General features: G+C 68.1%; 11 protein-coding genes. 5 read left to right on the top strand and 6 right to left on the bottom strand.

Going from position 1 to position 12114, the window contains the following annotated elements; all coding sequences use genetic code 11:
- Nucleotides 1-49 precede the first annotated feature (49 nt).
- Nucleotides 50-760: a TetR/AcrR family transcriptional regulator gene (locus L5G33_RS17625; RefSeq protein ID WP_236999475.1), complete on the top strand. Its 711-nt coding sequence runs from the start codon at nucleotides 50-52 to the stop codon at nucleotides 758-760.
- 68 nt (nucleotides 761-828) lie between these two features.
- On the top strand, nucleotides 829-1998 hold the full coding sequence (locus L5G33_RS17620) for an acyl-CoA dehydrogenase (protein WP_236999474.1): 1170 nt from the start codon (nucleotides 829-831) through the stop codon (nucleotides 1996-1998).
- A gap of 13 nt (nucleotides 1999-2011) precedes the next feature.
- On the opposite strand, the gene L5G33_RS17615 is transcribed toward L5G33_RS17620, so the two are convergent.
- The 5 genes from L5G33_RS17615 to L5G33_RS17595 all read right to left on the bottom strand — a co-directional run bounded on the left by L5G33_RS17615 (nucleotide 2012) and on the right by L5G33_RS17595 (nucleotide 7714).
- Nucleotides 2012-2614: a GGDEF domain-containing protein gene (locus L5G33_RS17615; RefSeq protein WP_236999473.1), complete on the bottom strand. Its 603-nt coding sequence runs from the start codon at nucleotides 2612-2614 to the stop codon at nucleotides 2012-2014.
- Complete coding sequence (locus L5G33_RS17610) at nucleotides 2611-4293, bottom strand: GGDEF domain-containing protein (RefSeq protein WP_236999472.1); 1683 nt, start codon at nucleotides 4291-4293, stop codon at nucleotides 2611-2613. Before L5G33_RS17610 ends, L5G33_RS17615 begins: the two co-directional genes overlap by 4 nt.
- Nucleotides 4294-4422: 129 nt before the next feature.
- Nucleotides 4423-5373 carry an LLM class F420-dependent oxidoreductase gene (locus L5G33_RS17605; protein WP_236999471.1) on the bottom strand — a complete coding sequence of 317 codons (951 nt, stop codon included), beginning with the start codon at nucleotides 5371-5373 and terminating at the stop codon, nucleotides 4423-4425.
- A complete protein-coding gene (locus L5G33_RS17600; protein ID WP_236999470.1) occupies nucleotides 5370-6062 on the bottom strand; it encodes a TIGR03089 family protein in 693 nt (230 codons plus the stop codon). The genes L5G33_RS17605 and L5G33_RS17600 overlap by 4 nt, the downstream gene beginning before the upstream one ends.
- Before the next feature lie 23 nt (nucleotides 6063-6085).
- Entirely contained in the window at nucleotides 6086-7714 is a 1629-nt protein-coding gene (locus tag L5G33_RS17595) for an LCP family protein (RefSeq protein WP_236999469.1), read from the bottom strand.
- 458 nt (nucleotides 7715-8172) lie between these two features.
- Between L5G33_RS17595 and rfbD the strand changes: the two genes are divergently transcribed.
- Genes rfbD through manB form a run of 3 tightly spaced genes read left to right on the top strand, consistent with a single transcriptional unit; the run spans nucleotide 8173 to nucleotide 11083 of the window.
- Nucleotides 8173-9078, top strand: coding sequence for a dTDP-4-dehydrorhamnose reductase (rfbD, locus tag L5G33_RS17590; RefSeq protein ID WP_372476935.1), 906 nt, complete (start codon nucleotides 8173-8175; stop codon nucleotides 9076-9078).
- Between the two features lie 9 nt (nucleotides 9079-9087).
- Complete coding sequence (locus tag L5G33_RS17585) at nucleotides 9088-9966, top strand: glycosyltransferase family 2 protein (RefSeq protein ID WP_236999467.1); 879 nt, start codon at nucleotides 9088-9090, stop codon at nucleotides 9964-9966.
- Nucleotides 9967-10009: 43 nt separating this feature from the next.
- Nucleotides 10010-11083: a mannose-1-phosphate guanylyltransferase gene (gene manB / locus L5G33_RS17580; protein ID WP_236999466.1), complete on the top strand. Its 1074-nt coding sequence runs from the start codon at nucleotides 10010-10012 to the stop codon at nucleotides 11081-11083.
- On the opposite strand, the gene L5G33_RS17575 is transcribed toward manB, so the two are convergent.
- A complete protein-coding gene (locus L5G33_RS17575; protein ID WP_236999465.1) occupies nucleotides 11080-12006 on the bottom strand; it encodes an LppP/LprE family lipoprotein in 927 nt (308 codons plus the stop codon). The genes manB and L5G33_RS17575 overlap by 4 nt on opposite strands.
- Nucleotides 12007-12114 lie beyond the last annotated feature (108 nt).

Here is a 12114-nt window from a genome sequence, read left to right as displayed (position 1 = left end):
TCCACCACTCCAGCTTGCCTCACCTCCGCCGCGTTGGATACTGGATGGCATGAGTGCGGGCGCAGTCGCGAATGAGTCCGACTCGGCGGGATTCCGGATGCAGGTCGTCGCCGAGTCGATCCGATTGTTCGCCGAGCACGGATACGAGGCGACGACGGTCGACGCCGTCGCCGCGGCGGCCGGCGTGTCGCGTCGCACCCTGTTCCGGCAGTTCCGGTCCAAAGAGGACTTCATCTTCGCCGACCACGAGCAGCTGATGGCGTTGGTCGCCGAGCAGTTGGCGGCGGCCGAGGCCGCAGGCGATGACCCGTGGTGGTCGGTCTGTCTCGCGGCCGAGGAGGTCTTCGCACACTTCGCGGCTCATCGTGACCTCGCGACGGGACGGTATCGAGTGGTGTCGCAGGTCCCCGCGCTGCGTGATCGGGAACTCGTCACCACCTACCGCTATCAGCGGCTCTTCGAGGATTCGCTGCGGCGTCGACTGCCGGATGTCCCACGTGTTCGGCAGGTGGCCTACGCGGCGGCGGTGACCGGTGCACACAATCATCTGCTTCGTCAGATGGTGCGGGGCGACGCGGCGGCGACCGCCGATGTGCTCCGCGCCGAGCTGCGACGGATCCACGCGACAACGGTGATGCCCAGCGGCGCAAGCGCACCGCCGACCAACGCGGTCACGGTGGTCGCCCACGGCGCGGATCTCAGTCCGGATGAGATAGCCGACATTGTCCGCGAACGATTGACCTGGCACGCAGTGCCATGATGAACTCAGTTAGTTCCCCAATCAGTGACACTCAGTGACAGAGCTGATGTCGGTTAAAGGAGTAGTCCATGGGCAAGTTCGGTAACCCCGATTTCGACCTCTTCCAGCTGCCGGAAGAACACGAGGCACTTCGTGAAGCGATCCGTGCGCTCAGCGAGAAGGAGATCGCGCCGCACGCGAAGGACGTCGACGAGAACGCCCGCTTCCCCGAGGAGGCTCGTGCCGCGCTCGTCGCCAACGGCTTCAACGCCGTGCACGTTCCCGAGCAGTTCGAAGGTCAGGGCGCCGACTCGCTCGCCGCCTGCATCGTGATCGAAGAGGTCGCCCGCGTCGACGTGTCCGCCTCGCTCATCCCGGCTGTCAACAAGCTCGGCACCATGGGCCTGATCCTCTCCGGTTCGGACGAGCTCAAGGCCAAGGTCCTGCCGTCGATCGCATCGGGTGAGGCGATGGCGTCGTACGCCCTGTCCGAGCGCGAAGCGGGCAGCGACGCCGCGGCCATGAAGACCCGCGCCCGCCGCGACGGCGACACCTGGGTGCTCAACGGCTCCAAGTGCTGGATCACCAACGGTGGACAGTCCGCCTGGTACACCGTCATGGCCGTCACCGACCCCGAGAAGGGTGCCAACGGCATCTCGGCGTTCATGGTCCACAAGGACGACCCAGGCTTCACCGTCGGACCGCTCGAGCACAAGCTCGGCATCAAGGGCAGCCCGACCGCCGAACTGTATTTCGAGAACTGCACCATCCCCGAGGACCGGATCATCGGTGACGAGGGCACCGGCTTCAAGACCGCGCTCGCCACCCTCGATCACACCCGCCCGACGATCGGCGCGCAGGCGATCGGTGTCGCTCAGGGTGCGCTCGACGCGGCCATCGCTTACGTCAAGGAGCGCAAGCAGTTCGGCAAGACCATCAGCCAGTTCCAGGGCGTCGAGTTCATGATCGCCGATATGGCGATGAAGGTCGAGGCCGCTCGCCTCATGGTGTACGCGGCGGCATCACGTGCCGAGCGCGGCGCAGGCCCCCTCGGGTTCATCTCGTCGGCGTCCAAGTGCATGGCGTCCGACGTCGCGATGGAGGTCACCACCGACGCCGTCCAGCTGTTCGGCGGTGCCGGCTACACCACCGACTTCCCGGTGGAGCGCATGATGCGTGACGCCAAGATCACCCAGATCTACGAGGGCACCAACCAGGTCCAGCGGATGGTCATGGCTCGCGCGCTGCTGCGCGGCTGAGTCGAGAAGAGCCTCACGAACGATCGCCCGCACCGGCCGGACCGCACTCGGCGACCACGAGGCGGTTCCGGCCGGTGCGTTTGGCTTCGTACAGGGCGTCGTCGGCGCGGCTCATCGCCGAACTGAGGTCCTCGGAGGCGTCGGCGACGGCCAGGCCCGCCGACACGGTGACCGGCCAGCCGGGCACCGGCGACTCGATCTGGGCTTCTTCGACGGCGGCGACCAGCTGTCGCGCACGGTCGGCCACGGTCGACGCGGTGTCGCCGGTGATGATCGCCGCGAACTCCTCGCCGCCGAGTCGATAGATCCGCGCAGGCACAGCTCTCGCGGACTGGGTGAGCACGTCCGCGATCTGATCGAGGCACCCGTCGCCCGCGAAGTGCCCGAATGCGTCGTTGAATTGTTTGAGATGGTCTACGTCGATCATCACGATCGCTCTGACACCCGTGTCACCGTCGGCGGGTCGGCTGGCGGAGTCCTCGGCGAACTGCCGTCGGTTCGGTAAGCCGGTCAGCGGATCGGTCCGTGAGAGAGCATGCAGGCGCTGGGACCGCTGCCAGTTGAGATTGGCCGCGCGCTGCAGCCGGTACGACGCCTGGATCACCACCGCCGTCATGAAGGCATCGGCGAGAACGCGAGGTAATCGCCGTCGTAGGCAGGAACGGCGAGGCACTCGACGACAAGGATCCCGATGTACAGGACGACCATCGCGGGGAACATCAACCGGAACCGGATCTGCACGACGCCGAGGCTGAGTAGGACGGCGACCGGCATCAGGAAGGTGACGATCTCCTGCGCGTGAGGAACGTCGGACGCGCGCAACCACATCTGTCCGGCGATGACCGGGGCGACGCATACGACATGGATGACGGCTGCCCACGGACGCAGACGTCGCCAGGTCGCGGCGACGATGGCTACCACCGCGGCCGGAATCATCAGGAAGCCGTACACCACCCGGCTCGTCGTCACGGTGGTGTCCGGGAGCGCGAGCAGCCCGGGCGCGACAGCGGCGACGGCGACGACGATCAGCGCGATGCCTGCCATGATCACTCGCCGGGCGACGAGTCCCGAACGGTCGAAGTCGGCGAGGAACGCACGATCATGTTCACCCAGGGGATCCTCGACCTCGACGGACACCTCGTCGACCGGTCGTTGCAGTCGGGCGTCGACCGTCGGGTCTGAGTCCGGGATCAGCGTCGCGGCTGCCACGAGTCGGTTTCGTCCGTCGTGCTTCGCTCGGTAGAGTGCGGCGTCGGCGGTTGCCGTGAGTACCGCTGCGGCGCGGGCTGGGTCCTCGGGCGGCGACCCGAGTGAGGCGAATCCGGCGGATGCGGTCACGGGCGTGTCGAACCGTCCGGACGGCAGCTGGAGCGATGCCACATCGCCACGAACCCGGTCGGCCTGAGCGCGGGCGGCCTCCGGGCCGTCGCCCGACCACACGACGACGAACTCCTCGCCCGACAACCGCGCCGTGAACGTGCTCGGTCCGTCCACCGAATCGGCGATGCTGCGGCCGATCGCGGCGAGAGTGCGGTCACCGGCTGCGTGCCCCAGGGCGTCGTTGAGAACCTTGAATCGGTCGACGTCGAGGATGGCGAGCGACACCGGCAGCGGACCGTCGGTCAGCGCTCTCTGAAGCTCGTGATCGAAGGCACGCCGATTGGGCAGCCGGGTCAGTTCGTCCGTGGTCGACAGGGTGTTCAGGCGACGCTCGCGCACCCAGCCCAGTTCGGTCTGACGCTCGTGGAGCCAGGACGACGCCAGCGGCACGAAGAAGATCGCGCCTGCCGCTCCGATGTCGATGACGCTCGCGCTGGTGATCGGGATCGTCATCGCCTCGATGATCGCGAGAGTCGCGAAGCCGACGAGCATCGCGGGCACCAGCACGACGAACCGAATGTGCACCACCAGCAGGCTCGCAAGGTACGCGATCGGTATCAGGATGGGGATCTCGTCGTAGCCGCCCTGCTCCGACAGCGACCGAATCACCATGAAGGTGATGACATCGAGATACACGGACGCGATGAACAGCCCCGTCGACCAGGGCGGTGGCGTGCGAGGCAGACAACTCACCACCCGGATCGCGGCCGGCACGACGAGCCAGAGGCTCGCGAACGCCCAGTCGTGGATGAGCGGATGCGGTTGGTTGAACAGGATCGGACGCAGTATCCACATCGCGGCCAGTCCCAGCGCCATGATCACGGTGACCTGCGCTTTGGTCGCTCGGCCTGCCGCGACGAAGTCCGCGTGGAACAGCGCGGACTCGTGGGACCGGGACGCAGGGCGACGAATCATAGGCGGGACTGAGAACTTTCGTGGCAGGGGACGGCGAGGTCGAGCAGTGCAGATCGCAGGCAGTGATTGTCATCACAGCGTGCGGCCGCGTCTTAAGGTATTCGCTCGCCGATTGCCAGATGTTTCAGGTCACCCGATTAGCGGTGCCAAGGTCTCGCCGAGCAGGCTCACCCGGCCCGGCAGGTGGCCGTTCGCCATCAAGTTGACACTGAATCCGTCGACACCGGACTCCAGCAGGGCCTCGTAGCGGGCTCGAACCTCGTCTGGGCTGCCGACGATGAAGCCGTCGCGACGCCCGGCGGCCTGCGGCGCGCGTTCGATGTAGGCGTCGAGCTCGGCCACCGCCTGATCGTGCGTCTGGGCGATGCACGCATAGGTCTGGAGGCTTACGGTGATCTCCGACCGGTCCCTGCCGAGGCGCTCGCAGTGTCCGTCGAGCGCGGCGAGTTTGCGGCCGATCTGGTCGGGGGCGCAGATGATGTTCGACTCGTCGGCGTACTGGGCGACCATCCGCAGCGTCTTGCGCTCGCCGCCGCCGCCGATCATCACCGGGACGCGGGTCAGAGGAGCGGGGGAGTTCACGGCGTCACGCACCGTGTACCACTTCCCGTCTAAGCTCGGCCGTTCTCCCCGCAGCATGCCGAGCACGATCTGCAGGGACTCCTCGAGGCGCTCGAAGCGATCGGTGAACGTACCGAACTCGAAACCGAGACTGTCGTGTTCGAGCTCGAACCAGCCCGCGCCGATCCCAAGCTGAGCGCGGCCGCCCGACACCACGTCGAGAGCGGTGACCGTCTTGGCGAGCAGAGCAGGCTCACGATACGTGTTACCGGTGACGAGCGCGGACAGCCGGACCCGCGAGGTGTGCTGTGCGAGCGCCGACAACAGCGTGTAGCACTCGATCATCTCCTGGTCGTGGGCGCCGATCATCGGCAGCTGATAGAAGTGGTCCATCACGAACACGGTGTCGAAGCCCGACTCGTCGGCTTCGACGGCCTGAGCGCGAATCCGATCGAAGAGGTCCGCGGGGGCGACGCCAGGGTAGGTGAAGTTCGGGATCTGGTAACCGAGTCGTGTCATTCTCCCGAATGTACTGCCGTCGCCTTCTCCATGGCGGCGATCGCGGCCACGCGCTCGGCGTCCGCGCCGCGCACCCACACCAGCGACGCGCCGTGCAGCAGTGGTGCCACCACGTTCGCAGCGATCGTCTCGGCGGTGTTCCACGGGAGAGTCGATACGATCCGATCGCCCTGGCGCGCGGTCGATTCCGTGGCCGCCAGGGTCTCGGTGGACAGGTCGTTCAGGGCGAGTCGCCCGGTGCCGGACGGCCGATACTGGTCGCCGTGCGCGCGGACCGACTCGCCGAAGTCGTTCACCCCGATCGGCAGTTCCCGCGAGCCCATCGCGAACGGATCGAGCGGGACGACGACGATCTCGTCGGCGTCGTGCGCGTCGAGGCGGTCACGGCTGGTGAACACCACCCGAGCGTCCCCGTCGGCGTCGTCGACTAGGACGTGCGCTCCCGCCCACCATGCCCCGAGGAGGACCGCCGCGCTCTGCCAGTGTTCGGGGAGGTCGACGCGCACCTCGTCGCCTGGGACCAGACCGATCTCGTCGCGCAGGTAGTTGGCGATCTTCGCCGCCCAGTTGCCGAGCGTCGCCGCGGACAACTCGGTGCGTTCGCCGGTGCCTTCGTCGTAGAAGGTGAACAGCGGGCGGGCGTGGTCGGCGACCCGACCGAGGACGAGTGCGGTCAACGTGTCAGTCATAGGACCATCGTCGCCGACGCCGCTCAGTTGACGCAGACTGGGCCGTCGTTGTCGGCCTTGATGACCGTGGGCGATTTGGTGGACGGCTGCGACGACGATCCTTCGTCAGATCCGGAATCGTCACCGCCCTGGTCGCCGGTGTTGACGATCGAACCCGCGCCGACGTACGTGTTGGTGAGCGCGAGCTTGAGGCGATCCTCCGGCAGCGACGAGTCCACCCGGATCTCGATACCGCCACCGAGGTCGGTCACCAACTGCTTGGCGCCCTCGTTGTCCTTCGAGTTCGCGAACACCAGCGAGTCGAACTCGTTCATCGGCTTAGTCGAGGTGGCGCCACGTTTGAAGCCGCGGCTCGCCAGCAGTCTCGACACGTTGCCTGCGAGCCCCTCGACGGTGCCCGCGTTCACGACGTCCACCGTGTAGTCGGCTCGCGGATCGTCCGACTCCGACTTCGACGACTCACCGCCGCCCAACAGGCGTTCGACGAAGGCGTGCACCGCAGTCGGGTCGATGCCGAGCACGCTCTGGGTGCCGTCCTCGCTCCACGCCTGGTCGTCGGCGACCGGGATGGTGGCGAACTTGATGTTGCCCCCGGTCAGATCCTTGAGTTGTTCGGCGAACCCGAGGATGTCCCAGCCGTCGTCGAGGAGCACCGACTTCGACACCGCGTCCTGCAGTTCGTTGAGCTTGCCGGTGTCGGTGAGAGTCTGTGTCGACAGGATCCGCTGTGCGAGGGAGGCCATGTAGACCTGCTGGCGAGTGATGCGGTCGAGGTCGCCGCGCGGCAGATTGTGGCGTTGTCGGACGAAGCTCAAGGCCTGCGGGCCGTCGAGGGTCTGCCTCCCCTTGCGAAAACGCGCTCCCGACAACGGCTCCCGGACCGCGTGCTTGAGACACACTTCGACGCCGCCTACCGCGTCGGTGAGCAACGCGAACCCGAGGAGGCCGACCTCGGCATAGTGGTCGACGGTGACGCCGGTCAGGTTCCCGACGGTCTTGATCAACGCCTGTCGCCCGGCTTTGGTACCCGCTTCCTCCGCCTCGGCTTCGCTCGCGCCGTCCTCGACCTCCTTCGCGCGGACCGTCTCCCGCGTCGCGCCGTAGGCGGCGTTGACCTTGCTCTTACCGAGGCCCGGGACGTCGACGTACGAGTCTCGCGGGATCGACACCGCGGTGGCGGCCGAGCCATCATTCGGAATGCGGACGAGCAGGATGGTGTCCGTGCTCGTCGTGACCTCACCGCTCACCCTCAGACGTTTGAGCTCGTCCTCGGGGAGCGGATTGCCGTTCGCATCGTTCCGCGAATCGGTGCCGACCAGAAGGATGTCCACCGCGCCGTCATCGCCGCCGCCGAGCCCGAGGCCGCCGATCTGGGTGGCCGACGACCGGATCGAATTGACTTCACTCCAGCCGAACCCGGTTACCACCAGGACGACGATCGCTAACAGCGCGACGACGGTGCGGCCGATGTGCTTGGGGGCGATCCCGGCGATGGGGCGCGTGGCCCACAGTTTCACCGTGTCCCGGAATGAGCCGGCCGTCACCGTGCGCTTGCCACCCGACGTCTCCGACGGCTTCGCAGCCGGCCGCCGCTTGCGGGGACGGGTGTGGATCTCGTCGGAGGTTCGACGGCGCCGCGCCGCGGTGTCCACCGGTGCCGGGCGGCGTCGACGCGGTGCATCCCCACGCGGAGCATCCCCACGCGGGCGCGACGGTGTGCCGTCAGTGCTTCCGCGTGTGCCCCCGCGGGGGGAGTTGTCCCCGCCGCCTTCACGTCGCTGATCCACGCCTCGGTCGTCCCCTTCACTGCATGTCGTCGACGCGCGCCGTTCGACGCGCTCTTCGCCCGAGGATACTGGCGAGTCCGGTGCGGGTCGGGGAAGCGCGCCCCGGCGTGGGCGATGCCACGCTCGCAGTGAGATAGGCGGGGGGAGATAGGCGGGGGGAGATAGGCGGGGGGAGATAGGCGGGGGGAGATAGGCGGGGGGAGATAGGGCGGGGGAGATACAGCGGGCGAGATACAGCGGGAGGGGAGATGCAGCGGGGGCGACACAGCGGACGGGAGACACGGGCAGTAGAGCGCGATCGCCGGTGAGGCACGATGGTCGGCGTGAACCATCCTTCGACGATCTATGTGATCGGTGCCGCAGGCCAGCTCGGATCCGCGCTCCTGTCCTCCCGCTCGGTCCCCGACGACGCCCGCGTGGTGGGGATGCGATCGTCCGACATCGACATCACCTCCCCGAACTCCGTCGAGACGTCGCTCACCGACCTCGCCGCGGGAGACGTCGTGCTCAACGTCGCCGCGTACACCGACGTCGACGCCGCCGAGACGGCGAGCGGTGCCGCCTACGCGGTGAACGCCGATGGGCCGGCGCACCTCGCCGCGGCCACCTCGGCTGCCGACGCACATCTGATCCACGTCTCGACCGACTACGTCTTTCCGCGCGGCTCGTGGACGTTCCCGCTCGAACCGTCCGACCTGCCCGCCGACGCGGCGCCAGACACCGTCTACGGAGCGAGCAAACTCGCCGGTGAACGGGCGGTGCTCCGCGCCGACCGGGACGCCGTCGTCGTACGAACGGCGTGGCTGTTCACCGGCCGCGCCCCGGTCCGCGACTTCGTCACAACTATGCGGCGACTGGAAGGCGAGCGCGACGAACTGACCGTCGTCGACGACCAGCGCGGCTCGCCGACGTATGCGCCCGACCTGGCCGACGGACTGTGGGAGCTCACCGCACGCCTCCGGTCGGGTCGTTCGGGCGGTGGAGAGGTGCTGCATGCGACTAACGGCGGCGACGCCACCTGGTGTGATTTCGCTCGCGCTGTCTTCGCCGGGATTGGAGCCGACCCGAGCCGTGTGAAGCCTTGCAGCACAGCACAATTCCCCCGTCCCGCGGCACGTCCGGCGTACTCGGTGCTGTCCGCGGCGAGCTGGGCGCGAGCGGGTCTGACTCCGCTGCGTGACTGGCCGGACGCCCTACAGGACGCGCTCGACGTGTCGTCTTCGGGTTAGTCTGTCGCGGTGACTGCACCCTTCGGCGTGGTGACCGTGACGTACTCGTCCGGTGACTACCTGCACAACTTTCTGCGCACGCTCTCCGACGCGACGCAGCACACGCCGCACGTCGTGATCGCCGACAACGGGTCGACCGACGGCGCACCTGAGAAGGCTGCTGCCGACCACGACAATGTGACACTCGTGGAGACCGGCGGAAACATCGGCTACGGCGGCGCCATGAACCGCGGCGTCGCCGAACTCGACCCCGACGTCGAGTTCATCGTCATCGCGAACCCCGACGTCGAGTGGTCGCCCGGCTCGCTCGACGAGCTCGTCGCCGCCGCACGTCGCTGGCCGCGTGCCGCGAGCCTCGGCCCACTCGTCACCGAACTCGACGGTTCGGTGTACCCGTCGGCGCGCGCCGTCCCCGATCTCGTAGCGGGTACGGGGCACGCAGTCCTCGGAGCCGTGTGGCCGTCGAACCCGTGGACCAAGGCGTATCGCGACGACGAACGAGGCCTCACCGAGCGTCCGGTCGGCTGGCTGTCCGGATCGTGCCTACTGGTGCGCCGCAGCGCGTTCGACGGCGTCGACGGCTTCGACTCCCGCTACTTCATGTTCATGGAGGACGTGGACCTCGGCGACCGCTTCGGCCGAGCCGGCTGGCTCAACGTGTACGTGCCGAGCGCTCGCGTGCTGCACGCCAAGAGTCACTCGGTCAGCAAGCATCCCGAGAAGATGATCCCGGCGCACCACGCGAGCGCGTACCGCTTCAACGCGGACCGCAATCCGGGGCCGCTCCGCGCGCCCCTGCGCCTGGCGCTGCGGGCCGGACTCGCCGTCCGATCGAAGATCGCGGTCGCCGCGGCTCTGCGCGAGCGACGCCGCGCCGAGCAGCCGTGACGAGCACCCGCGCATCCGACACGTAATTCTGGAAGGAAACTCTGTGGCACCGTCTGTTCAGGCACTGGTCCTCGTCGGCGGCAAAGGCACCCGGCTGCGTCCGTTGACGCTGTCCGCACCCAAGCCGATGCTTCCGACGGCCGGGCAGCCGTTCCTCACGCACCTGCTGTCGCGGATCCGCGAAGCGGGCGTAACCGACGTCGTCCTCGGGACGTCGTTCAAGGCCGAAGTGTTCGAACGGCACTACGGCGACGGATCGTCGCTCGGGCTCAACCTGACGTACGTGACCGAAGAGCACCCGCTGGGCACCGGCGGCGGCATCCGTAACGTCTACGACTCGTTGACCGCTGACACGATCCTCGTCTTCAACGGCGACGTGCTGGGCGGCACCGACATTCGCGACGTGGTGACGACCCATCAGGAGTCGGGCGCGGAAGTGACGCTCCACCTGGTCCGGGTGAGCGACCCGCGTGCGTTCGGCTGCGTGCCGACGGACGCGAACGGCCGTGTCACCGCGTTCCTCGAGAAGACGCAGGACCCGCCGACCAACCAGATCAACGCGGGCACCTACGTCTTCAACCGCGACGTGATCGGGGAGATCCCGTCGAACCGCGCGGTCTCGGTGGAGCGCGAAGTGTTCCCGGCGCTCCTCGCCGAGGGTCGCCACATCCACGCGCACGTCGACGCCGCGTACTGGCGTGACATGGGCACCCCGGAAGACTTCGTGCGCGGCAGCGCCGACCTGGTGCGCGGCATCGCCCCGTCGCCCGCGATCGCGCAGCAGTGCGGTGAAGCTCTCGTGCTCGACGAGGCCGACGTGGCGCGCAACGCGGTGCTCATCGGCGGGACCGTCGTCGGCCGCGGGGCCACTGTCGGTGCTCGCGCACGACTCGACGGGGCGGTCGTGTTCGACGGCGCGGTCATCGAAGCTGGTGCAGTGGTCGAACGCAGCATCGTCGGCTTCGGCGCGCGCGTCGGTGCAGGCGCGCTCGTCCGCGACACGGTGATCGGCGACCGCGCTTCCATCGGCGCGCGCTGTGAACTGCTGCGCGGTGCCCGCGTGTGGCCGGAGATCCAGATCCCCGACAGCGGGATCCGATTCTCGACGGACGTCTAGCGCCCCGCCGGCGGTGCGATCTCGGCCGACGGGGCGATCTCGGCTGACGGGCCGGGCGCGGGCGTCGGTGCCGGCGACGGCTTCGACGGAGTCGGTGGTGGCGGCTTCGTGGGCAGGTGCGGCAGGAACGGCAGGTGCGGCCTGGTCGGCCGAGGCGAGCTGGATGTGCTCGGAGCCGTCGACGGGGGTGAAGTCGACGGTCGCGTCGTGCTCGGCGAGCTTGTCGAGCTCGGCGGGGGCGCCACTTCGTTGGTCGGCGACGATCCGGTCGGCGGTGTGGTCGGCGGGAGCGGCGGAGCCGTGGTCGTCTCCTCGACAGGCGCGAGTGCCCGGTCGGGCACGGTGCGATCGGCGATCACGTTCTGACCGGACAGGGTGTAGTCGACGTCGACGGGCCCGCCGGTCGGGTCGGCGCTGACGTCCTGGCCGTTGAGCCACCGGTAGCGGACGGTGACCGTGTTGCGCGTCGACCCGACGACGGAGGTGAACGCGGTATTGACCTCGGTGTCATAGCGGATGAAACCGTCCGCATCGAAGAACAGGACGCGTTCGGGCGAACTCCCGGTGCCCCCGGCGAGCCCGGCTTCGACCCACAGCAGATCAGGGCACGAGCCGAGGGCGGCGGGAGTCGCCGTGGTGACGACGAAATCGTGGCCGTAGTACGAGTCGATCGCGGACACTGCCTGCGCGACGATCGGCGATGCCGGGTCGACGCACTTCCCGTGGCCCGCGGTCGCGGGGAGTGCACCGGCAGACACTGAGCCGTTCGCGGGTCCGCCGGTCACCACCGAACTGGACGAGACGGCCGTCGACGTCGACCGGATCGGATCGGACTCAGGACTGTCGTCGCCACTGCCGCGGCAACCGGTCACCGCAGCGGCGACGCATGCCGCGACGGCCGCCGCAGTTGCGATCCTCCTCATGCAGCCCAGCCCTCCCCTCGATCTGATGTCACCAGTTCCGTCGCCACCAGTTCTATCGAGTTCGATGGTCGAGACAGTAGTCAACGAGTCGGTCGAATAGATGACTCG

This window comes from Gordonia liuliyuniae (assembly GCF_021738805.1).
GTDB lineage: Bacteria > Actinomycetota > Actinomycetes > Mycobacteriales > Mycobacteriaceae > Gordonia > Gordonia liuliyuniae.
The sequence above is the reverse complement of the archived record's forward strand: the minus strand, read 5'-3'. Positions and strand labels throughout refer to the sequence as shown.

Bases quoted from the DNA above. Each gene is read 5' to 3' on its own strand.
- L5G33_RS17625 (WP_236999475.1), top strand. From the start codon at position 50: ATGAGTGCGGGCGCAGTCGCGAATGAGTCCGACTCGGCGGGATTCCGG.
- L5G33_RS17620 (WP_236999474.1), top strand. From the start codon at position 829: ATGGGCAAGTTCGGTAACCCCGATTTCGACCTCTTCCAGCTGCCGGAA.
- L5G33_RS17615 (WP_236999473.1), bottom strand. From the start codon at position 2,614: ATGACGGCGGTGGTGATCCAGGCGTCGTACCGGCTGCAGCGCGCGGCC.
- L5G33_RS17610 (WP_236999472.1), bottom strand. From the start codon at position 4,293: ATGATTCGTCGCCCTGCGTCCCGGTCCCACGAGTCCGCGCTGTTCCAC.
- L5G33_RS17605 (WP_236999471.1), bottom strand. From the start codon at position 5,373: ATGACACGACTCGGTTACCAGATCCCGAACTTCACCTACCCTGGCGTC.
- L5G33_RS17600 (WP_236999470.1), bottom strand. From the start codon at position 6,062: ATGACTGACACGTTGACCGCACTCGTCCTCGGTCGGGTCGCCGACCAC.
- L5G33_RS17575 (WP_236999465.1), bottom strand. From the start codon at position 12,006: ATGAGGAGGATCGCAACTGCGGCGGCCGTCGCGGCATGCGTCGCCGCT.